This window comes from Marinovum sp. J2-8 (genome assembly GCF_055808435.1).
Genome location: NZ_JBVVRZ010000009.1, coordinates 14,746 through 35,084 on the forward strand (window position 1 = coordinate 14,746; position 20,339 = coordinate 35,084).

Annotated in this window: 20 protein-coding genes and 1 riboswitch; of the genes, 12 read left to right on the top strand and 8 right to left on the bottom strand. The window is 62.3% G+C overall.

Going from position 1 to position 20,339, the window contains the following annotated elements:
- Nucleotides 1-3: 3 nt before the first annotated feature.
- Nucleotides 4-378, bottom strand: a complete 375-nt coding sequence (locus tag AC0L4F_RS20090) for a DUF1636 family protein (RefSeq protein WP_244691160.1) — start codon at nucleotides 376-378, stop codon at nucleotides 4-6.
- A gap of 108 nt (nucleotides 379-486) precedes the next feature.
- A riboswitch (cobalamin riboswitch) is annotated at nucleotides 487-709 on the bottom strand.
- A 40-nt stretch (nucleotides 710-749) separates the two neighbouring features.
- On the opposite strand from AC0L4F_RS20090, the gene cobO reads away from it, so the two are divergent.
- Both cobO and AC0L4F_RS20100 read left to right on the top strand, forming a co-directional pair.
- The gene (gene cobO, locus AC0L4F_RS20095) at nucleotides 750-1,376 is read left to right on the top strand and encodes a cob(I)yrinic acid a,c-diamide adenosyltransferase (protein WP_244691161.1); all 627 of its coding nucleotides are present in this window, start codon (nucleotides 750-752) and stop codon (nucleotides 1,374-1,376) included.
- A gap of 264 nt (nucleotides 1,377-1,640) precedes the next feature.
- Entirely contained in the window at nucleotides 1,641-3,086 is a 1,446-nt protein-coding gene (locus AC0L4F_RS20100; RefSeq protein WP_244691259.1) for a cobyric acid synthase, read from the top strand.
- A gap of 24 nt (nucleotides 3,087-3,110) precedes the next feature.
- On the opposite strand, the gene cobD is transcribed toward AC0L4F_RS20100, so the two are convergent.
- The 5 genes from cobD to AC0L4F_RS20125 form a co-directional block, all read right to left on the bottom strand.
- Nucleotides 3,111-4,094, bottom strand: coding sequence for a threonine-phosphate decarboxylase CobD (gene cobD / locus AC0L4F_RS20105; RefSeq protein WP_244691162.1), 984 nt, complete (start codon nucleotides 4,092-4,094; stop codon nucleotides 3,111-3,113).
- Complete coding sequence (gene cbiB / locus AC0L4F_RS20110) at nucleotides 4,094-5,068, bottom strand: adenosylcobinamide-phosphate synthase CbiB (RefSeq protein WP_244691163.1); 975 nt, start codon at nucleotides 5,066-5,068, stop codon at nucleotides 4,094-4,096. The genes cobD and cbiB overlap by 1 nt, the downstream gene beginning before the upstream one ends.
- A complete protein-coding gene (locus AC0L4F_RS20115; RefSeq protein WP_244691164.1) occupies nucleotides 5,068-5,256 on the bottom strand; it encodes a hypothetical protein in 189 nt (62 codons plus the stop codon). Before AC0L4F_RS20115 ends, cbiB begins: the two co-directional genes overlap by 1 nt.
- 77 nt (nucleotides 5,257-5,333) lie before the next feature.
- Complete coding sequence (locus tag AC0L4F_RS20120; RefSeq protein ID WP_244691165.1) at nucleotides 5,334-5,861, bottom strand: hypothetical protein; 528 nt, start codon at nucleotides 5,859-5,861, stop codon at nucleotides 5,334-5,336.
- Entirely contained in the window at nucleotides 5,858-6,415 is a 558-nt protein-coding gene (locus AC0L4F_RS20125) for a histidine phosphatase family protein (protein WP_348524138.1), read from the bottom strand. The genes AC0L4F_RS20120 and AC0L4F_RS20125 overlap by 4 nt, the downstream gene beginning before the upstream one ends.
- 120 nt (nucleotides 6,416-6,535) lie before the next feature.
- Here AC0L4F_RS20125 and cobU point away from each other — a divergent pair, with 120 nt between their 5' ends.
- The 3 genes from cobU to cobS are packed head-to-tail and all read left to right on the top strand — an operon-like array spanning nucleotide 6,536 to nucleotide 8,796.
- The gene (cobU, locus tag AC0L4F_RS20130) at nucleotides 6,536-7,039 is read left to right on the top strand and encodes a bifunctional adenosylcobinamide kinase/adenosylcobinamide-phosphate guanylyltransferase (RefSeq protein ID WP_244691166.1); all 504 of its coding nucleotides are present in this window, start codon (nucleotides 6,536-6,538) and stop codon (nucleotides 7,037-7,039) included.
- A 3-nt stretch (nucleotides 7,040-7,042) separates the two neighbouring features.
- Nucleotides 7,043-8,047, top strand: a complete 1,005-nt coding sequence (gene cobT, locus AC0L4F_RS20135; RefSeq protein WP_244691167.1) for a nicotinate-nucleotide--dimethylbenzimidazole phosphoribosyltransferase — start codon at nucleotides 7,043-7,045, stop codon at nucleotides 8,045-8,047.
- Complete coding sequence (gene cobS, locus AC0L4F_RS20140) at nucleotides 8,044-8,796, top strand: adenosylcobinamide-GDP ribazoletransferase (RefSeq protein ID WP_244691168.1); 753 nt, start codon at nucleotides 8,044-8,046, stop codon at nucleotides 8,794-8,796. Before cobT ends, cobS begins: the two co-directional genes overlap by 4 nt.
- 53 nt (nucleotides 8,797-8,849) lie before the next feature.
- Here cobS and AC0L4F_RS20145 read toward each other — a convergent pair whose 3' ends face one another.
- A complete protein-coding gene (locus AC0L4F_RS20145) occupies nucleotides 8,850-11,225 on the bottom strand; it encodes a Tex family protein (RefSeq protein ID WP_244691169.1) in 2,376 nt (791 codons plus the stop codon).
- A 179-nt stretch (nucleotides 11,226-11,404) separates the two neighbouring features.
- Here AC0L4F_RS20145 and tpiA point away from each other — a divergent pair, with 179 nt between their 5' ends.
- Together tpiA and tal are read left to right on the top strand one after the other, a co-directional pair.
- Nucleotides 11,405-12,154, top strand: coding sequence for a triose-phosphate isomerase (gene tpiA, locus AC0L4F_RS20150; RefSeq protein WP_244691170.1), 750 nt, complete (start codon nucleotides 11,405-11,407; stop codon nucleotides 12,152-12,154).
- A gap of 179 nt (nucleotides 12,155-12,333) precedes the next feature.
- On the top strand, nucleotides 12,334-13,278 hold the full coding sequence (gene tal / locus AC0L4F_RS20155; protein WP_244691171.1) for a transaldolase: 945 nt from the start codon (nucleotides 12,334-12,336) through the stop codon (nucleotides 13,276-13,278).
- A 123-nt stretch (nucleotides 13,279-13,401) separates the two neighbouring features.
- Here the strand turns inward: tal and AC0L4F_RS20160 are convergent, their stop codons facing one another.
- Nucleotides 13,402-14,331 (bottom strand): dihydrodipicolinate synthase family protein, encoded by a 930-nt coding sequence (locus AC0L4F_RS20160; RefSeq protein WP_244691172.1) that lies wholly within the window; start codon nucleotides 14,329-14,331, stop codon nucleotides 13,402-13,404.
- A 200-nt stretch (nucleotides 14,332-14,531) separates the two neighbouring features.
- Between AC0L4F_RS20160 and AC0L4F_RS20165 the strand changes: the two genes are divergently transcribed.
- From AC0L4F_RS20165 to AC0L4F_RS20185, 5 genes are all read left to right on the top strand, one after another.
- Nucleotides 14,532-15,278: a GntR family transcriptional regulator gene (locus AC0L4F_RS20165; RefSeq protein WP_244691173.1), complete on the top strand. Its 747-nt coding sequence runs from the start codon at nucleotides 14,532-14,534 to the stop codon at nucleotides 15,276-15,278.
- Nucleotides 15,279-16,027: 749 nt separating this feature from the next.
- The gene (locus AC0L4F_RS20170) at nucleotides 16,028-16,975 is read left to right on the top strand and encodes a D-ribose ABC transporter substrate-binding protein (protein ID WP_244691174.1); all 948 of its coding nucleotides are present in this window, start codon (nucleotides 16,028-16,030) and stop codon (nucleotides 16,973-16,975) included.
- 75 nt (nucleotides 16,976-17,050) lie between these two features.
- Nucleotides 17,051-17,695: a DUF2291 family protein gene (locus AC0L4F_RS20175; protein ID WP_244691175.1), complete on the top strand. Its 645-nt coding sequence runs from the start codon at nucleotides 17,051-17,053 to the stop codon at nucleotides 17,693-17,695.
- Nucleotides 17,695-19,287 (top strand): sugar ABC transporter ATP-binding protein, encoded by a 1,593-nt coding sequence (locus tag AC0L4F_RS20180; RefSeq protein WP_244691176.1) that lies wholly within the window; start codon nucleotides 17,695-17,697, stop codon nucleotides 19,285-19,287. Before AC0L4F_RS20175 ends, AC0L4F_RS20180 begins: the two co-directional genes overlap by 1 nt.
- On the top strand, nucleotides 19,284-20,339 hold the full coding sequence (locus AC0L4F_RS20185) for an ABC transporter permease (protein ID WP_244691177.1): 1,056 nt from the start codon (nucleotides 19,284-19,286) through the stop codon (nucleotides 20,337-20,339). The genes AC0L4F_RS20180 and AC0L4F_RS20185 overlap by 4 nt, the downstream gene beginning before the upstream one ends.

A 20,339-nucleotide genomic window follows, 5' to 3' on the forward strand; every position in this document is an offset into this window, starting at 1 on the left:
GATCTACTCCTGTGGATCGGGCTGTGCCAAAAGCGGCGGAATACGTGCGAGACTTTGTTTGCGAAAGATCACCGGGCGCTCACGCCAGGGCACCAAACCGTCGGCCGCGGCCGCATAGGCGGCGGATCCTTCCAGAATGTCGGCGGCGTTTTCGGGGCTCATATGGCTATAGACATAGCTCCACTTGCCCGGCGCCGAGAGCGCGACAGCACAGCCGTTCTTGCAGGCAGACAGGCATTCCACCGCGCGGATCTCTACCCCTTCGGGGCATTCAAGCGCCTCAAGCCTGTCGCGCAAATGCGCGCCCGGGCGGATGCCGTCCTCGGGGTCGGACCCTGCCTCTCGGCAGGTCACACAGACACTTAGAATGGCCGTCATCGCAACTTTCCTTCTGTAGGGCATCAGGGGAAAGTCCAGAGGATAAAACCGAGCGCACAAGACACGCGACCAGAGTCACCCATCCGGTCGCAGAAACACCCCGTCTGCCCGTAAACATCAACGCTGGCAGGTCTCCCGGCTTGCGGATATCGGGGGGAACCCCCATGGTCATCCACCTTCCCGGCCTGTGTGGGCCAGTGGCTTGGATGACCTCTCCGGTCACGGTCGCGGGGGCGGCTGCGCTTGGACGGGCGATCTTTCAAATCGCAAACCCTGTCGCATTCCCTCTTCGCCTGCCATAAGGACAGGAACCAACGTGCGCCCTGAGTGCGCGAGCGCATCCCTTTTGTCAAGCACGAGGACAGACCGTCATGCCCGACCAGACCGACAGCCCCGAAACTCTTGCCCGCCACAGCGCCAAAATGGCCAAGAAAAAGGCCGCGCGTGACAAGATCATGGCAAAGAAAGAAGGTGAGAAAGGGCTGATAATTGTCCACACCGGACCGGGAAAGGGCAAGTCTTCGTCCGGGTTTGGCATGATTCTGCGTTGTATCGCGCATGGCATGCCCTGCGCTGTTGTCCAATTCATCAAGGGCGCGTGGGACACCGGCGAGCGCAGCCTGATCACCGGGCATTTTGGCGATCTCTGCCAGTTTTACGCAATGGGCGAAGGCTTCACCTGGGAAACCCAGGACCGCGCCCGCGACATCGCCGCCGCACAGGCCGGTTGGGAAAAAGCCAAGGAACTGATCCGCGACCCGGAAATCCGCATGGTGCTGTTGGACGAAATCAACATCGCGCTGCGCTATGACTATCTGTCGATCGACGAGGTCCTGACGTTCCTGCGCACAGAGAAACCGGAAATGACCCACGTTGTTTTGACCGGCCGCAACGCTGCGGAACCCCTGATCGAGGCAGCCGATCTGGTGACTGAAATGACCCTCGTCAAACACCCGTTTCGATCCGGGATCAAAGCGCAGGCCGGCGTGGAATTCTAGGCGAAATATGGGGGCTCTGCCCCCGGCGCCCTGCGCCTCCCCGGGATATTTTCACCAAGAAGAAAGTAAGGGTTTCTTAAGGATGAAATGCTCAAATGTCTCTGCGGTACAGGGAGGGATCCCGATGACCGCCCAAGGAGAAAGCACCGCGTCTCCCCCGGTTGTCCGGCCCGAGGCGCGGTGCCACACTTTGGCTTTCTTCTTGGAAAAAAATATCCCCGCCGGAGGCAATCCCGGCCTCTCCAGATGTCGCGGCGGGATCTGATGGGCGCGCTGATGCTGCAGGGCACGGGATCAAACGTCGGCAAATCCATGCTGGTCGCGGGATTGTGTCGTGCGGCCCTGCGGCGCGGATTTTCGGTCGCTCCGTTCAAGCCGCAAAACATGTCCAACAACGCCGCCGTAACTGCGGATGGCGGCGAGATAGGGCGTGCGCAGGCCTTGCAGGCCCTGGCCTGCGGGATCGAACCCCTGACGGATATGAACCCGGTTCTGCTCAAACCCGAAAGTGACACGGGCGCGCAGGTGGTGGTTCAGGGGCGACATCTGACCACGGCACGGGCCCGCGATTACAGCGCGTTGAAGCCACAGTTGATGGGGGCGGTGCTGGAGAGTTTTGCCCGGTTGACGGCGCGCCATGATCTGGTGATCGTGGAAGGCGCAGGCTCGCCCGCCGAGGTGAATTTGCGTGCCAATGACATCGCCAACATGGGCTTTGCCTGTGCCGCGGGGGTGCCTGTCGTTTTGGCTGGTGATATAGATCGCGGCGGGGTGATTGCACAGCTTGTCGGCACCCAGGCGATATTGGACCCCGGCGACGCCGCGATGATCGCGGGATTTCTGATCAACAAATTTCGCGGCGATCCGACCCTGTTCGATGATGGCTATCGTCTGATCGCGGCGCGCACCGGGTGGCGCGGGTATGGCGTGCTGCCCTGGTTTTCGCAAGCGCATGTGTTGCCCGCCGAAGATGCTTTGGATCTGGCCCGTGCGCCAAAGCAGGGCGGGGTGAAAATTGCCTGTCTTATGCTGTCCCGGATCGCCAATTTTGATGATCTTGATCCGCTTGCCGGTGAGGCTGGGATCGATCTGGTGATGGTCCCACCGGGCAGTGCAATTCCGGGCGACGCCCAACTGGTGATCCTGCCCGGCACGAAATCGACCCGTGCCGATCTGACATTTCTCCGCGCTCAGGGGTGGGATATTGATCTGATGGCCCATTACCGGCGTGGCGGGCATGTGTTGGGGATTTGTGGCGGTTATCAAATGCTGGGGCATGCCATCCGCGATCCCGAAGGGATCGAAGGGGCCCCCGGCGCGACCGAAGGCTTGGGTCTGTTGGATATCGAAACCGAGATGCAGCCCAACAAGCAATTGTCGCAGGTCACGGCGCGTCATGCGGCCTCGGGCCTTGCGGTTGAGGGGTATGAGATTCATATCGGCCGTTCGGACGGCCCGGATCGCGCCCGGCCATTTGTCCATATCAACGGTGCGCCCGAAGGGGCGATTTCATCCTGCGGTCGGGTGACCGGCACCTATTTGCACGGGCTGTTTGTCGCGGATGCGTTTCGCGCGGCCTACCTTGGTGCCATTGGTATCGCCACCTCGGGTGACAGCCATCAGGGGCGGGTTGAGGCCGCGTTGGATGCGCTGGCCGATCATCTGGAGACGCATTTGGATGTTGCGGGGCTGTTGGATCTGGCGCGCTGAACCGGTCAGGGCCCTGTTCGGGCCTTACAGGGTCAAAGCCTGTTCCAGCCGCGCCCATTCCACCGGCGTTCCCGGCAGGCCAAGGCGAATCCATTGCGGCGCATAGGGAAAGATCCGGCTCCAGATCCCGGCGCGGGCAAGGTGGTCGCGGGCGGTCTCGGCGTCTGGCGTAACGTAGGTACGAAACAGATGCGTCCCGCCCAGCAGGGTCCAACCCGCGCCCGCCGCCAGGGTATCAAGCCGACCGGTTTCCTGTGCCAGCCGCGCCACCGTGGCACGATGCCAGTCGTGATCGCCCAAGGCCGCGCGCCCGATTTCCAGCGCCGCCCCCGAAACCGGCCAGGGGCCAGCCAATTCGGACAACCGTGCCACGGTGGCGCGATCCCCGAAGGCAAAGCCAAGCCGCAGCCCCGCAAGCCCCCAGAACTTGCCGAAGGAGCGCAGCACAATCAACTGACCGCCGTGGGCAAGCGATCCAGCCTGCGCCGCCAGGGACAGCTCTGGCACCGGATCGGCAAAGCTTTCATCGACGACGAGTTGGCCGACATCGCGGGCCAAATCACAAAGCGTCTGGCGGTCGTGATGGCGCCCGTCGGGGTTGTTGGGATTGACCACAACCGCCAGATCCGCCCCAGCCAGATCCGCCAGTGCAGAGACCTCCTGCACCAGCCACCCATTGGCCGCCAGTGCCGCGCCATGTTCATTATACGTCGGGCCAAGGATGCGCGCCCGCCCCCGCGCCGCCCCCGGCGCCGTGAGCTGCGGCACCAATTGGATCGCCTGTTGTGCGCCCGACAGGGCAACACAGGGGGCATCGCTGCCAAAGGCGCGGGCGGCCTCCGCCAGCAGGGCCGACTTCGCCGCTTGGGTGGGCAGATCGGTCCAGACCGATGCGGGCAGCGCGGGCACCGGCCAAGGCTGGCGGTTGATGCCGGTGGACAGGTCAATCCAATCGCTGCGGCCCCAATGTGCCTGTGCAAAATCGATATTGCCGCCGTGATCGCGCATCAGAAACTCCAGATTATCAGCGCAGAACACGCCAGCCCAAGCGCCCCCAATCCCATGGCCCGCCGATAAAGCGCAAGCCCCCGGCGCAGGTCGTCCCCTTTTGGATCGCGGGCATCGGCATTCAGCCAGGGTTCCCGGGCGATATGATCGCCATAGATTCGCGGCCCGGACAGGCGGACATCCAGCGCGCCTGCCATGGCCGCCTCGGGCCAGCCGGCATTGGGCGACCGATGGGCCCGCGCATCCGCCCCCATCACCCGCAGCGCCCGCAGACCAAAACGCCCCGCAGCCAGTGCAAACAATCCGCCACACAGACGCGCCGGGATCAGATTCACCAGATCGTCGATCCGCGCCGCCGCCCAGCCAAACGCCTCATACCTTTCGGTACGGTGGCCAATCATCGAATCCAGCGTGTTGATCGCCTTGTACGCGGCAATGCCGGGCAGCCCGGCCACGGCCCCCCAAAACAGCGGCGCGACAATCCCGTCCGAACTGTTCTCGGCCAGACTTTCCAACGCCGCGCGGCTAATCCCAGCGGTGTCCAATTGTGCGGGATCGCGTCCGACGATCATTGACAGCGCGTAACGCGCCTCGGCCAGTGCGTCTGCGTCCGGGGGGGCGGTGCTCAGGGCGGTATTCAGCGGGTCGGCGACGGCAACAACATGTTCATGCATCGCGCGCAGGGCCACCAACGGCCATGCCAGCACACCGCCGATCACGATCCCAAGCCAGCCCGAGGGCAGCAGGCTTTGCAGCAGCGCGCCGCAAAGCGCCGCCAAGGCAATCACCAGCAGCGCGGCCAGCGTGCCGCGCGCGCGCCGCCCTGCGCCCGGATGGTTCAACCGCCGTTCAAGGCCGGAAATCGCAGCGCCAAGCCATGTCACCGGGTGGCCGATCCTTTGGAACACCGGCTTTGGCCAGCCGATCGCCACATCCAGCGCCATCGCAATCAACATCATCGCGGCAAAGTTCATCACGCGCCTCCACGAAATTGCAGCACATGGCGCAACCCTGCGGCACGCAGGGTCTCTGCCCCGGTCGACGGCACGGTGCCGGGCGAGAAGATCAGCCCCCGCGCACAGCCGGTATGGGCGCGCAGCCAGCCAAGCGCGCCCAAGTCGCGCGCCAAATCCGGGGTTGGATCGCCCACCGGACCGCGCATCGCCTGACACCGCGCGGCGCTTTCGCTGGCCAGGGCCGCGATATCAGGCAGGTTACGCGCCAGCCTCCATGGTGCGATCAGGTCGGAAATATCGGGAAAGGCCTGATCCTGTGGCTCGGTCCAGCGCGCACCACCCCAAAACCCACCCAGAATCTCATATCGGGGTTGGCCCGGCAGATCAGCCAGACAATCGCCCACCCGCGACGCCCATAGCAGACGCGACGGGGCGGCAAAGGCCAGCGGATCCGATGCACCTTCAAATCGGACGCAGGCCCGCGCCAGATCCAATGGCCGGCCCGCCACCCGGCAAGCTGCGCCAGCGCCACCAGTCGCGCGCTGGACACACCGGTGCCAAAGCCAAGTTGCGCCAATGCACGCATGCGGACCGTCCCCCGCAAGCGCAGCCCAAGCGGCGTCAGGAACCGACGCACCTGTTGTGCCGTCAGACCCACCCCATATAGCCGCAGACCCTGCGCCGCCGGATAATGCCACAGCCGCACGCCAAGTGCCGGACAGGGCAAGGTGACCAGCGCAACCGGCCCATCGCGGCCAATCCGCCCCTGCATCCATTCGCCGAAATGGCCCGCGACACATAGATCTGTCATTGCGCGCCCGGATTGACGTCAGCCACAGAATTGACGCAAGCCACGGACCAGCCCGCCGCGCCCGGCGGCACGACAAGCCGCGTGATCGACAACGGCGCCACCTGAAACGCCAACGCAGCCGGGATCGAGCCCAGGGCATGGGCCAGCCCGGCGCGCACCACCCCGGCATGGGCGACCACCGCGATCCGCCCGCCCTGCCCGGCCAAGTCTGTCAGCGCGGGTTGAACCCGGGCACAGAGATCGGCGAAACTTTCGCCCTGCGGCGGGCGATGCCGGGCCAATTCAGACGCCGCAAGCGGGCCAAGATCGGGCAGATCGCCATAGGCCACGCCCTCCCATGATCCGAAATCCTGCTCCCATAGGCGGGCATCCTGCGCTGGTGTTTGATCGGGCCAAAGCGCCGCGGCGGTTTGCAAACAGCGCAATGCCGGACTGGCCACCAGCCGCGCCGCGCCAATGCGCAGACGCAGATCGGCCAGAACCCTGTCGGGCGGAATGCGGGCGCTGACATCACGCCGCCCGGCCAGACAACCGCCGTCACAGGCCTGGCGCATGGCGGATCAAAATCAATTCGGTCCCGGCGCTGGCATCCATCACGATATTGTCCCTTTCTCACTCCGGCTGTTTCTGCTTTATCGACCGGCGGGGAACAAGAGGCAGGATGCAGATCACCAATGGCGCGCATAGTTCTGATCACCGGCGGGGCGCGGTCCGGCAAAAGCGTCCTGGCGGAAAAACGCGTTCTAGAGACCGCCTCCAAGGCCCATTACATCGCCACAGCCCAGGCATTCGATGCGGAAATGACGGCGCGTATTGCCACCCACCGCGACCGGCGCGGCCCCGAATGGCACACGCATGAGGCCCCGCTTGATCTGCTGGCGGCCTTGCGCGACACCGATGACGCCCCGCGTCTGGTTGACTGCCTGACATTATGGCTGAGCAATCTGATCCTTGCAGAAATGGACTGGGAAAGCCGGGCGCGTGACATGCTGGCCGCCCTTCCCGATCTGCACCATCCGGTTGTCTTTGTCAGCAACGAACTGGGCATGGGGATCGTGCCGGACAATCCGCTGGCGCGGCGTTTTCGCGATGCGGCGGGCACGCTTAACCAATGGGTCGCGACCCAAGCCGACGAGGTGATCCTGTCTATCTCCGGCCTGCCACTGAAAGTGAAGTAACCTATGAAACTCAATAAACTATCCGAGGTCGCAACCCTTGCCGACCACCTGCCCGAAGCCGACACCGCCCAAGAGGCCGCCGCACGCGCCCACCAGGACGCGCTGACCAAGCCGCCCGGTGCGCTGGGACGGCTTGAGGATCTGGCGATCTTCATGGCGGGATGGCGCGGCACGGATCGCCCCGACATCACCAAGGCGCAGGCCCTTGTTTTTGCCGGAAATCACGGCATCTGTGCCCAGGGTGTGAACCCGTTTCCGCAAGAGGTCACCGCGCAGATGGTGGTGAATTTTGAACAGGGCGGCGCAGCAATCAATCAGCTGTGCCGGGCAAATGGCGCGGATCTGGATGTGATCGCGCTGGATCTGGATCGGCCAACCGCCGATTTCACCCAAGGCCCCGCCATGACCGAGGCCGAAACGCTGGACGCGATGAACCGCGGTGCGGCGGCGGTCGATCCGGGCGCGGATGTCGTGTTGCTGGGCGAAATGGGGATCGGCAATTCCACCATTGCCGCCGCATTGGCCTGCGCGCTGTTCAAAGGCACAGCCGCCGATTGGGTGGGGCCGGGCACGGGATCGGATGCGGCCGGGGTGGCACGCAAAATCGCCGCTATCGAGGCCGGGCTGGCCCTGCATGGTGCCAAGTCACCGATCGACGTTCTGGCCGCGTTTGGCGGGCGGGAACAAGCCGCGATCTGTGGTGCGGTTCTGGCCGCGCGCAAACAGGGCATTCCGGTGATCCTCGACGGGTTCATCTGCACCTCGGCGGCGGCGGTGTTGTATGCCGTTGACCCACGGCTGCTGGATCATTGCCTGGTGGGGCATATGTCGGCAGAACCGGGTCATCGCCGTCTGCTGAAGGCGCTCGACAAACGGGCTGTGCTGGAATTTGACATGCGCCTTGGCGAAGGCTCGGGCGCGGCGCTGGCGCTTGGCATCCTGCGCTCTGCGCTGGCCTGTCACAATGGCATGGCGACCTTTGCACAGGCCGGGGTCAGCGCGGCATGATCCGACGCGAGGCCCATCTCGCGCTGGTATTGATGACACGGCTGCCCCTGCCCCGATTGGCCGAACCTGTGCCGGCAATCGGGCGCGCGGCCTGGGCCTTTGCGCTGGTGGGTCTGGTGGTCGGCGGGCTAAGCGCCGCTGTGCTGGTTGTGTTGCTTGGCCTTGGTCTGCCGCCGTCGCTGGCCGCAGGTGGGGCGCTGGTGGCGCAGGTTCTGCTGACCGGCGCGCTGCACGAAGACGGGCTGGCCGATATGGTCGATGGCGTCTGGGGCGGGCAGGACCGGGCCCGGCGGCTGGAGATCATGCGCGACAGCCGGATTGGCAGCTACGGCACGCTCGCGTTGGTTCTGTCGGTCGGGTTGCGTTGGCAGGCGCTGGCGGTGCTGGCGGCCAATCCCGCGTTTACCTGTGGCGCGATCCTTGCCGTTGCGATGAGCAGCCGCAGTTGCGTCACCTTGGCGCTGGCGCTTTTGCCGGCGGCACGCGCCGACGGTCTGGGCCAAAGCGCAACCGGGGTGGGCCGTTCCGCCGTATTTCTGGCGCTGATCCTGGGGCTTGTTCCGGTGCTGGCGCTGGCCTTTTTCGGCGGATCACCCGCCCCACTATTTATCCTGCCGGTTCAGGCGCTGGCGCTGTTCATCATCGCCCGGCTCGCCCTGACGCGCCTTGGCGGTCAGACCGGCGATGTGCTGGGCGCAACCCAGCAGGTGACCGAAATCGCCGGGTTGCTTGCGCTGGCGGCACGATAGGCCACCGCCAGCCTGCTGTTTTACTTGCGTCAGAACATCCGCGGCGCGCGATCCTAACGTTTTTTCATCGCATCCAGCAAAGCCGCGCCAAGCGCGCTTTGGCCTGGATCGGCGGGCTTGTTCCGGTCGTGGCCACCAGCATTATGCGGCTTGCGCCCCTTTGGCCCGGATGGCCCACGGGAATTCTGATCAGGCTTGCCGCGACCTGAACCGGATTTTTGTCCGGCTCTCTGGCCCGCATTCTGGCCACCCTCCTGACCGGCACCGCTATCCTTGCGCATGCTGAGACCGATGCGTTTGCGGGCGACGTCGACCTCAGTCACGCGAACACGCACCACATCGCCGGCCTTCACCACCTCATGCGGGTCTTTGACAAACCGGTCGGCCAATTGGCTGACATGCACCAGACCGTCCTGATGCACGCCGACATCGACAAAGGCACCAAAGGCCGCCACATTGGTCACCGTGCCCTCCAGCGACATGCCGGGTTTCAGATCGGTGATCGCGTCAATACCTTCTGCGAAGCTCGCGGTTTTGAAGGTCGGGCGCGGGTCACGGCCCGGCTTTTGCATCTCAGCCAGAATGTCGCGCACCGTCGGCAGACCGAAACTGGCATCGACGAAATCCTCGGCCCGCAGACCGGCCAAAAGCTGCTCCTCCCCCATGATCTGGCGAATGTCGCGGCCACAGGCTTTTTCAATCCGACGCGCCACATCATAGGCTTCGGGGTGCACGGACGACGCATCCAGCGGTTCCGCCCCGTCGCGAATGCGCAGGAAGCCTGCGCATTGCTCAAACGCCTTGGGGCCGACACCCGCCACCTTTTTCAATGCCTTGCGCGAGGCAAAGGCCCCTTCGCTGTCGCGATGCGCCACAATATTGGCCGCCAATGACGGGCCAAGCCCGGCGACATGTGCCAACAGCGGCGCAGACGCCGTGTTCAGATCCACGCCAACCGCGTTCACCGCATCTTCGACCACCGCCTCAAGCGCCTTGCCCAATTGCCGTTGGTCAACATCGTGCTGATATTGGCCGACGCCGATGCTTTCCGGCGTGATCTTGACCAATTCCGCCAGCGGATCTTGCAGACGGCGGGCAATCGACACCGCGCCACGAATGCTGACATCCAGATCGGGGAATTCCTTGGCCGCCAATTCCGACGCCGAATAGACCGAGGCCCCGGCCTCGGACACCACAACGCTGGTTGGTTTGGGACCGGCGGGCAGCCGTTTCAGCGCATCCGCGACAAAACGTTCGGTTTCGCGGCTGGCGGTGCCGTTGCCGATGGCGATCAGCTCGATGTTATGTTTGCGGATCAAGTGCAGGACCTGTTCCTCGGCCCCGCGCAAATCCCGCTTTGGCGGGAAGGGATACATCGTCGCATGATCCAGCAGCTTGCCGGTGGCATCCACCACCGCCGCCTTGACCCCGGTGCGAATACCGGGATCGAGCCCCAGGGTCGCCTTGCTGCCCGCAGGGGCCGCCAGCAACAGATCCTTCAAGTTGCGGGAAAACACCCGGATGGCTTCGTCATGGGCGCGGCGACGAAGATCGGTCAAAAGATCCATGTACATTGTCAGGCTCAGCTTGACCCGCCATGTCCAACCCGCCGCATCGCGCAGCCAGGCATCCCCCGGCCCATCGCCGGGAATGCCGATGGCATGGGCGACAATGCCGACCGCACGCTCTGGCCCGGTCTCGGGCTCTGGCTCGATCCCGAGGCTGACAATTTCCTCTTTCGCGGCACGCATGATCGCCAGCGCCCGGTGGGCGGGGATATTGGCCCATTTCTCGCTGTGATCGAAATAATCGGAAAACTTGGCGCCGACCTCTTCCTTGCCCTTCTGGACCTTGGCGGTGATCACCGCCTCTTTCATCATGTAATCGCGCAGACGGCCAAGAAGGTCGGCGTTCTCCGTCAGCTCTTCGCCCAGAATGTCGCGCGCGCCGTCCAGCGCCGCTTTGACCGTTTCGACAGTCTCGCCCAGATAACCCTGTGCCAGAGTTTCCGGCGCCGCACCGCGATTGGTTTGAATGGCGCGCAACAGCGGCTCCAGCCCGTTTTCGCGGGCGATCATCGCCTTGGTGCGCCGTTTGGGTTTATACGGCAGATAGATGTCTTCCAGCGTCGCCTTGCTGGTCGCGCCTGCAATCGACCGCGCCAGCGCATCGGTCAGCTTGCCCTGCGATTTGATCGAATCAAGGATGCTGGCCCGCCGCTTTTCCATCTCGCGCAGATAGACCAGCCGGTCGCCCAGCGTCCGCAATTGCGTGTCATCCAGCCCGCCGGTCATCTCTTTGCGATACCGCGCGATAAACGGCACCGTCGCGCCGCCGTCCAACAATTCGACCGCGCTTGTCACCTGGGTCGGGCTGGCGGCGATTTCGGTGGCAATGGTGCGGGCAATGCGGTCTGCGATCTGGTCCAAGGTCAGGCTCCTGTCATGCGGGACCATAGTGATACCGGCCCCGCCCGGCCCGCGCCAGCCCCTTCGTTGATCTGGCGGTGATCTGGCAGACAATCTGGCGCGCTGTGCCGACCTCCACTTTCTGCGCCCTCGGCAATCTGCTAGGGGAAGGTGGCATTGGCTGCTGATAAGGGAAAATCATGACGAAAAAGCTTGCTGCCGGAAACTGGAAGATGAACGGATCCAACGCGTCAGCGTCCGAGGTTGCGGCCTTGCTGCCGGAGATTGCGGATGTCAGCTGTCAGGTGTTGCTCTGCCCGCCGACAACGCTGGTGGCGGCCATGAAAACCTGGGCTGACGGGGCGAATCTTTTGGTGGGCGGGCAGGATTGCCATGCCAACAAATCCGGCGCCCATACCGGCGATGTGTCGGCACCGATGCTGGCCGATGCCGGGGCAAGCCATGTTATTCTGGGCCATTCCGAACGCCGCGCCGATCACGGCGAAACCGACAATATGGTTGCGGCCAAGACGGCCGCCGCCCATGCCGCCGGTCTGGTGGCGATTGTCTGTGTCGGGGAAACCGAAGAGGAACGCGATGATGGCCGCGCGCTGGATGTTGTCGGCGCACAGATCGCCGGATCGCTGCCAAAGGGTGTGACCGGCAAAAACACCGTCATCGCCTATGAACCCGTCTGGGCCATAGGCACGGGACGCACGCCGACATTGGAACAGATTGGCGAAATGCATGACTTCATGCGGGATGCGCTGTCACAGCAACTGGGGGCCGAGGCCGCCAGCCTGTCGCTGCTCTATGGCGGGTCGGTCAAACCGGGAAATGCGGCGGAAATCTTTGCGGTTTCAAATGTTGACGGCGCATTGGTTGGCGGTGCTTCGCTCAAGGCCGCGGATTTTTCCGGCATCGTCAAAGCGCTCGACGCCGCGTCCTGATGTCAGGCGCTGAGCGGTCTTTTGTCGAAAAGCATTTCGCAATCGCTTCGGACAGGCTAAAGGTGTGAGCGCTAACATCACAGCCATGCCGAACCAGACAAAGAACGCCCCCGTGTGCAGTTCGACCGGGGGCCTTCCACACCAAAATCGCGCCCGCATTCGCGCAGAGGAGACGTAAAATGACCACTATTCTTGATCAACTGAGGGACATGACCGTTGTGGTCGCTGACACCGGAGAAGTCGAAGCGGTCAAAACCCATGCCCCGGTAGATTGCACCACCAACCCGTCATTGGTGTTGGGCGCATTGAAAGACCCGGCCTCCGAGGCGCTGATCGTGCGCGAAATCGAAGCCGGGCAAAAGGCCGGTCTGAGCGCCGCCCAGATCTGTGACACGTTGACCGTGGCCGTTGGTGTTGAACTCTCGAAACTTGTTCCGGGCCGCGTATCGACCGAGGTTGACGCCTGTCTGTCGTTTGACACCGAAGCGTCGCTGACCCGCGCCCGCGCCATCATCGCCGATTACGCCGCACGTGGCGTCGGCAAGGAACGCATCCTGATCAAACTCGCCTCGACATGGGAAGGCATCCGCGCCGCCGAAGTGCTGCAAGACGAAGGCGTCGATTGCAACCTGACGCTGCTGTTTTCCATGGCCCAGGCCGTGGCCTGCGCCGATGCCGGGGCGTTCCTGATTTCGCCTTTTGTCGGTCGGATCACCGATTGGTACAAAAAATCCGAAGGCGTCGAAAGCTATGCCCCGGACGAAGATCCCGGCGTCAAATCGGTGCGCAAGATCTATGATTATTACAAATCCAACGGCATCGACACCGTGGTCATGGGCGCATCTTTCCGCAACACCGACCAGATCAAGGCGCTGGCGGGCTGTGACCGGCTGACGATCGCGCCGAAACTTCTGGAACAATTGGGCGCGGAAACCGGCACCCTGCCCCGCGCATTGTCGCCTGACAACGCCACCGGCGGCAGCAAGATTGCGATGGACGAAGCGACCTTCCGCTGGGAGATGAACGCAGACGCCATGGCGACCGAAAAACTGGCCGAAGGCATCCGCAACTTTGATGCGGACCACAAGAAACTGATCGCATTGATCGCGGATCGCATGGCCTGATCACCCGCTGAGCCGTCGCTGACGGCCGGCCTGTAAAACAAAGGCCGCCAGAGAACCAAGGATCATATCCAACGGTTTTCTGGCGGCCTTTTCACAACGACGCAACCGCCGCTGCGGCCAATTTTACAGGGCTGCGATCCGTTGCCGGAACCGCGCGGCCCCCTGTTGGATGTGGTCCAGGTTCACATCAATCGCCCAATGCCGCTCTGCCATGTCATAGCTGATGGTGCGGGTGTGTTCCGACGCAAAAGTGCCCAACCGGACATGGAACCGCTTTGCCAGTTTGGGATAGCCGAAAGCCTCTGACATTGCAGACAAAACCAGGAAATTGTCCAGCTCTGCGGCCAGCTCTGGATGGGCCGCGCCCTGGTCATAGATCCAGCGATAAAGGTCGGGGTGGAAATTGTTCATCACCCCGGAAAACCCGCGCCCGCCCGCCTGCATCACCGGCCAGGCCGTCGCGGCATTGGCGTTGATGATCTGCAACGGGCTGCCTGCGGTCAGGGCCAGCCGCCGTTTGACGTGCTCGAGATCACAAGCGACATCCTTCAGAAATCCGAACCGGCCACTGTCGGCGCACCATTTGACCTCGTCATCACTCAGCAACCGACGATACGGTGCGGGGCATTCATAAAACCCCAGCGGCATGTCTCCAGGCAGGGCCGTCATCACATCCTGCATCCGCGCCAGCAAGGTGCCCGCCGGATCATCCGCTGCGGCAAATCGGTTCGACACAAACACCACCGCATCGACGCCGGTTTCGGCAATCGCCCGCAATTCGGCTTTTTGGTCGGCGATATCGTCCGAGATATGACCAGAGGCCACAACCGGCACCCGCCCCGCCACATGATCCACGGTGAAACGCGCCAAATCGCGCCGCTCCGCGAGCGACAAAAAGAACATCTCTGACGATTGGCATACGGCAAACAGCCCATGCACCCCATTGGCGATGTACCAATCAATCAGACGCGCATAGCCGTCCCAATCAATGGTGTTGTCCGCATGGAACGGCGTCAGAACGACGGGATAGATCCCGGTGAATTCAGTTTTCATGGCTTACTCCGGTATGGCGGGCTCTGCCCCTGCTTGCCCGCCGACATATCCAGGGAACTGGACCGGGGTTTAGGCAAAATCTGGGGGCTGTGGTTTCAAAATTCGGGCTGGCCGAATTTTGGCATACCAAAATCGACCAATGGACGACGAACTAACATGTCACTAACATGTCAGCAAATCCTTTTTGCAGCCAGGTGACAATGCCCCCAGCTTCTCGGCCTTTTAATGATCCGGCGCATGCGCAAAGCCCCGACACCGACGGCAAAAGCCTGCGGCAACAAGCCTATGAAAAGGTGGAATATCTGCTGAACTCCGGGCGGCTGAAACCCGGTCAGTTCCTGACGCAACGCACGCTTGTCGCCCAGACCGGTGCCACGCTTGGCGCGATCCGCGAGGCGATTCCGCGTCTCGAATCAGAGGGGCTTCTGGTCACGGTGCCCAAGCGCGGGTTGATGATTCCCCATCTGGATGTGGATTTCGTGCGCGACGCCTATCAGGTGCGGCGAATGATCGAATATACCGCCGTGTCGGCCATGATTGCCCATCTGAGCGACGGCGAAATCGCAGCTCTGCAAAGCCGTCAGGATCAACTTGAGACGGCCCTGCATGCCGCCCCGACCGCGGCGGCAACGACAGAGTTGGTCGATACCATCCAACGCGAAGACTGGGCCATGCATCAACGGTTTGTCGCCTGTCTTGGCAACCAATTGCTGGACAATATCTACCGGGTGACCGCGATCAAGATCCGCATGGCCGTTCAAGCCCGGCTTCAAGTGACCAACGACAATGCGCAACGGGTGATTCAGGAACACGCCCGGATTCTGACCGCGCTGGCCGCCCGCGACGCCGCCGCCACGCAACAGGCGCTGTGCTGGCATATCGACAATTCACAATCCTTTGCGCTTGGCCTGCCACGGCCCGCCCCACCGTCGCGCCCGGCCCCGTAACTAAGCCCCTTACCAGATGTGTTTATAGCGAAGCGCAGTGAACTCTGTATCGTCCACAGTTAGAGTTATTCGACCTGTGGACGATACAAAAGAAAAGCCCCGGCCTGTGGCCGGGGCGTAAATTGGTGGTGCGGGGTGGCGGATTCGAACCGCCCGGCGGCTTCCGGCTTTGGACCTTAGGCTCTTACACTCGATATGTCGCTTGTCCGTAGCACTCTATCGTTTCCAAGGCCCCGCAGCGCCGCCAGAGTATCCAGTCCAGTATTGATTGTAGCTGTCATGAGTTTATCCATGTTTCCTCCCAGATGCGAAGTGATGACCTTGAACCAGTCGATGCAGAGCCAAGAAACGAAGAGCCACGTTGCGACATCCCCGAGAGGGATACCCAGAGTCACGAGAGCCGAACTCTGAAACTCAAAGTATATTTGGGCAGGGCATGAGGGAAATGCAATACGCTCTCGCAGAAATCTGCGAGAGCGATGTGAAAATGGCGTCTTGTCGTGTGGTACTGCGCGAGTTGCAATCCACACATCTGGTAAGGGGCTTGCCCCGTAACGCCCCCCCCATTTTGAAATGCTCATTCGGCGGCCCGGTGTCGACCGGTGTCGGCGGGGCTGCGCCCCTGTGCGGGGGCTCTGTGGTCGGCTCATGACATACACGGTCATCATACCACTTGACAACACGATGATTAACTCACACCCTCTCGGCGACGGCGGGAGATAAGCCGTACATCAGGAGGAGAGATTTTCATGACCATCAATCGCCGCATATTCATGTCCGCCATGGCCGCCACTGCGGTGCTGCCCGTGGCCCGCCCGGTCTTTGCCCAGGGCAAAGGTTTGATCGCAATCATCACCCCCAGCCACGACAACCCGTTTTTCAAAGCCGAGGCCGTCGGCGCCGAAGCACGTGCCATTGAACTGGGCTATGAGACCCTGATCATGGTGCATGACGATGATCCCAACAAACAATCCGAGCTGTTCGACACCGCCATCGCACGCGGCGCGCATGCCATTATCCTCGACAATGCCGGTGCTGATGCCACCGTCGCCCCGGTGCAACGCGCCAAGGATGCCGGCATTCCGTCGTTCCTGATCGACCGCGAAATCAAGGAATCCGGCATCGCCGTCAGCCAGATCGTGTCCAACAACTATCAAGGGGCCCAGCTGGGTGCCGAAGAATTTGTCATGCTGATGGGCGAGACCGGCAATTACGTCGAATTGGTCGGCCGCGAGGCGGACACCAACGCCGGCATCCGGTCGTCCGGCTATCATGACATCATTGATCAATATCCCGATCTGGTCATGGTCGCACAGCAATCGGCCAATTGGTCCCAGACCGAAGGCTATGAGAAGATGGAAACCATCCTGCAGGCCAATCCCGACATCAAGGGCGTGATCTGTGGCAATGACACCATGGCCATGGGCGCATGGGCGGCGCTTGAGGCTGCGGGTCGCACCGATGTGATTGTGGTCGGCTTTGACGGCTCGAACGATGTGCGCGATTCGATTCTGGCGGGCGGGATCAAGGCGACGGTCCTGCAACCGGCCTATCGTCAGGCCCAGATCGCGGTCGAACAGGCCGACAAATATCTGACCGACGGCACCACCGGCATGGATGAAAAACAGCTGATGGATTGCGTGTTGATCAACGCCGACAACGCCGCACAGCTGGAAACCTTCGCGCTCGAAGGCTGAGACCACCCCTGAAGTCAACGGGCCTTGATGCGCCTCTGCAATGAGGCCCGTTCAAGTTACCAAAGGAAGCGCCTTATGCGTCCCATTTTGACGTCCATGGCGGTCTTGGGCTGTGCTGCCCTTACGCTGAGCGGTTGCAAGATCGTCAAGACCCCGGACCCGGATTCGGAATCCGCCGCCGCCGAACAACAAACGGACGAAGCGCGTATGGCCGCCTTTGCCGATGAAATCTGGCAACCCAAGGTTCTGCCGACCATTTCCGAACATCTTGTCGACATGGCGACGTTTCGCGCCGCGCTGGCGGATGGTCTGGATGTGGCCGGCCCGGCGCATGGTCTGCGCCCCGAGGGCGAGGCCAACCCGTGGAATTTTGCCCTGTCCGGCAGTGGCATGATTGTCGAGGCCAACACCGAAAGCCGCGCCGCCAAATTGCTGGTGGACACGGATGCGGATGGCACCGCCGATGTGACGGTTCAGCTTGGCCCGGTGATCCGCGGCACGGCGCTGCGCGATGCCATGCCCTTCCTTGTCTTTACTGATTTCCGCGATCAGATCGAATTTGCCAAACTGGCACGCGCCCTGAATACGATCGCCCACGAGGCCGTGACCCTGCCATCCGGCGACCTGACCGGCAAAACCGCCACATTCGAAGGCGTGTTCACCCTGCGCAACAAGGGTGACAAGATCGAATTGGTGCCAACCGGGTTGCAGGTGGACTGATGGCAGAGGACGCACATCCCATCGGTCTCAGCATTCGGCAGGGCACAAAGGTCTACCCCGGCACGGTCGCGTTGAAGGCGGCGGATTTTGATCTGCGCATGGGCGCGGTCAACGTGTTGGTCGGCGAAAACGGCGCTGGCAAATCCACCATGATGAAGGTGATCGCCGGGGTCGAGACCCTGACATCCGGCACGATCACGATGGCGGGCGAGGAAGTGCGCCTGACAACAACAGAAGAGGCCGCCGCGCGCGGCATCGGCATTGTGTTTCAGGAATTGAACCTGTTTCCCAACCTGTCGGTGGCCGACAATATCTTTATGGCGCGCGAAAAGACCCGGTTGCGCATCGACATCGACAAGGCCGGTCAGCGCGCCGCCACCCGCAAGCTGATGCAACGGTTGGAACATGACATTGATCCCGACGCTCTGGTCGGGGAATTGAAGGTCGGCCAGCAGCAGATTGTCGAGATTGCCAAAAGTCTGGCGCAAGATGCCCGCATCCTGATCCTGGATGAGCCGACATCGGCGCTGTCGGCATCCGAGGTCGAGATCCTGTTCCGGGTGATCGACGATCTGAAACGCGATGGCGTTGGTATCGTCTATATTTCGCACCGGCTGGAGGAGCTGATCCGCGTTGGCGACTATATCACCGTGCTGCGCGATGGCGTGATCACCGGCGCGCGGTCGATGCAGGGCGTCGATGTGCCGTGGATCGTGCGCAACATGATCGGCGACGCAAGCAAGGATTTCCCCAAAACGCTGGACCAGCCTTTTGGCGAGGAGGTGTTTCGCGCCACCGACATTCGCCTGCCCAACACCACCGGTGGTTTCACCGTCGATGGCGTGTCGATGTCACTGCGCGCGGGCGAAATCCTTGGGGTTTATGGTCTTATGGGCGCGGGGCGCACCGAATTTGTGGAATCCGTCATGGGCCGCTATCCACATGCCACCGGCACGGTGCATGTCGCCGGTGAACCGGTGAAATCGCGCCATGTGGCGGACCGCATCGCCAAGGGTCTGGCCCTGATCCCCGAGGATCGCAAATCCGACGGTCTGGTGCAGATCCTGTCGATCCGGGAAAACATGACATTGTCCTCGCTCGGCGATCTGTCGAATTATGGCCATCTGGACCGCCCGCGCGAAAAGCGCACGGTGGCGGATTACGTCAAACAGCTGGTGATCAAGATCGCCTCGCCGGAAAATCCGGTCTCGTCCCTGTCGGGGGGCAACCAGCAAAAAGTGGTGATCGGCAAGGCGCTGATGACCAAACCCAAGGTGCTGTTGATGGATGAACCATCGCGCGGCATCGACATCGGCGCCAAGGCCGAGGTGTTCCGCGTGATGCGCGAACTGGCGGCGCAGGGTCTGGGCATCGTCTTTGTCACCTCGGATCTGGAAGAGGTGCTGGGCCTGTCCGACCGGATTGTCGTCATGTCGAACGGCCGGATCACCGGCGAATTCACCAAAGACACCGCCACCGACACCGCATTGATCGCCGCATCGGCGATTGGCCACGCGCCGGTGGCCCATTCTGTACATGAAAATACTGCCGGACCATCACCGGTGACCCCACATAAGGAACCCGCCACATGACGGATATCAGCGCTTCGGCCCCCGCCAGCAGCACCAATGCGCTGCTGGTCCTGCTCAAGGCCCGGACATTCATCGCCCTGATCCTTGTCGTGGTGTTCTTTTCGATCTTTGCCCCGAACTTCCTTTCGGCGGCGAACATGGTGATCATGTCGAAACACGTCGCGCTGAACGCGTTTCTGGCGATTGGCATGACCTTTGTGATCATATCCGGCGGCATTGATCTTTCGGTGGGCTCGATCGTCGGGTTGTGCGGCATGGTCGCGGGGTATCTTCTGTTGAACGGCATAGATCTTGGCCTTGGCTGGTCGATCCAGTTCAACACCCTGGAAATCTGTCTGATGGTATGTGTGGTCGGGGTGTTTATCGGGGCGATCAATGCGTTTTTGATCACCCGGTTGAACGTCGCGCCCTTCATTGCCACGCTTGGCACGCTTTATGTGGCGCGCGGCGCGGCGATGCTGTCGTCGGATGGCCGCACCTTCCCCAACCTGAACGGAAACGCGGATTATGGATCGGACACGTTCCGTTTTATCGGCTCTGGCGATGTGCTGGGCATTCCGGTGTCGATCTGGATGCTGATCGCTGTCGGCCTGATCGCCGCCTATATCGCCACGCGCACGCCGCTGGGGCGGTTCATCTATGCGGTTGGCGGCAATGAACGCGCGGCGGGGCTGTCGGGGGTCAAGGTCAATCAGGTCAAATTCTTTGTCTATATGTTCTCTGGCCTTTGTGCCGCGCTGGTCGGCATCATCATCTCGTCGCAGCTGGTCGCGGCCCACCCCGCCACCGGCAACACATTCGAGCTGAACGCCATCGCCGCCGCTGTGCTTGGCGGGACATCCATGGCGGGCGGACGCGGGCGGATTGGCGGCACGATTGTGGGCGCCTTTGTGATCGGCGTCTTGTCCGATGGGCTTGTGATGATGGGCGTGTCCAGCTTCTGGCAAACCGTGATCAAAGGTCTGGTAATCATTGCCGCCGTGGTCATCGACCAGGCCCAGGAACGGGTTCAGGCCCGCGTCGCCCTGCAACAACAGGCCGCGATCAGCTAG

Coding starts and splice junctions, on each gene's coding strand:
- AC0L4F_RS20090 (WP_244691160.1), bottom strand. CDS start 378: ATGACGGCCATTCTAAGTGTCTGTGTGACCTGCCGAGAGGCAGGGTCC.
- AC0L4F_RS20170 (WP_244691174.1), top strand. CDS start 16,028: ATGACCATCAATCGCCGCATATTCATGTCCGCCATGGCCGCCACTGCG.
- cbiB (WP_244691163.1), bottom strand. CDS start 5,068: ATGAACTTTGCCGCGATGATGTTGATTGCGATGGCGCTGGATGTGGCG.
- cobT (WP_244691167.1), top strand. CDS start 7,043: ATGAAACTCAATAAACTATCCGAGGTCGCAACCCTTGCCGACCACCTG.
- cobS (WP_244691168.1), top strand. CDS start 8,044: ATGATCCGACGCGAGGCCCATCTCGCGCTGGTATTGATGACACGGCTG.
- AC0L4F_RS20175 (WP_244691175.1), top strand. CDS start 17,051: ATGCGTCCCATTTTGACGTCCATGGCGGTCTTGGGCTGTGCTGCCCTT.
- tal (WP_244691171.1), top strand. CDS start 12,334: ATGACCACTATTCTTGATCAACTGAGGGACATGACCGTTGTGGTCGCT.
- AC0L4F_RS20100 (WP_244691259.1), top strand. CDS start 1,641: ATGGGCGCGCTGATGCTGCAGGGCACGGGATCAAACGTCGGCAAATCC.
- AC0L4F_RS20125 (WP_348524138.1), bottom strand. CDS start 6,415: ATGCGCCAGGCCTGTGACGGCGGTTGTCTGGCCGGGCGGCGTGATGTC.
- AC0L4F_RS20180 (WP_244691176.1), top strand. CDS start 17,695: ATGGCAGAGGACGCACATCCCATCGGTCTCAGCATTCGGCAGGGCACA.
- tpiA (WP_244691170.1), top strand. CDS start 11,405: ATGACGAAAAAGCTTGCTGCCGGAAACTGGAAGATGAACGGATCCAAC.
- cobD (WP_244691162.1), bottom strand. CDS start 4,094: ATGCGCGATCACGGCGGCAATATCGATTTTGCACAGGCACATTGGGGC.
- AC0L4F_RS20165 (WP_244691173.1), top strand. CDS start 14,532: ATGCCCCCAGCTTCTCGGCCTTTTAATGATCCGGCGCATGCGCAAAGC.
- AC0L4F_RS20115 (WP_244691164.1), bottom strand. CDS start 5,256: ATGCGCGGTCCGGTGGGCGATCCAACCCCGGATTTGGCGCGCGACTTG.
- cobU (WP_244691166.1), top strand. CDS start 6,536: ATGGCGCGCATAGTTCTGATCACCGGCGGGGCGCGGTCCGGCAAAAGC.
- AC0L4F_RS20160 (WP_244691172.1), bottom strand. CDS start 14,331: ATGAAAACTGAATTCACCGGGATCTATCCCGTCGTTCTGACGCCGTTC.
- AC0L4F_RS20120 (WP_244691165.1), bottom strand. CDS start 5,861: ATGACAGATCTATGTGTCGCGGGCCATTTCGGCGAATGGATGCAGGGG.
- cobO (WP_244691161.1), top strand. CDS start 750: ATGCCCGACCAGACCGACAGCCCCGAAACTCTTGCCCGCCACAGCGCC.
- AC0L4F_RS20185 (WP_244691177.1), top strand. CDS start 19,284: ATGACGGATATCAGCGCTTCGGCCCCCGCCAGCAGCACCAATGCGCTG.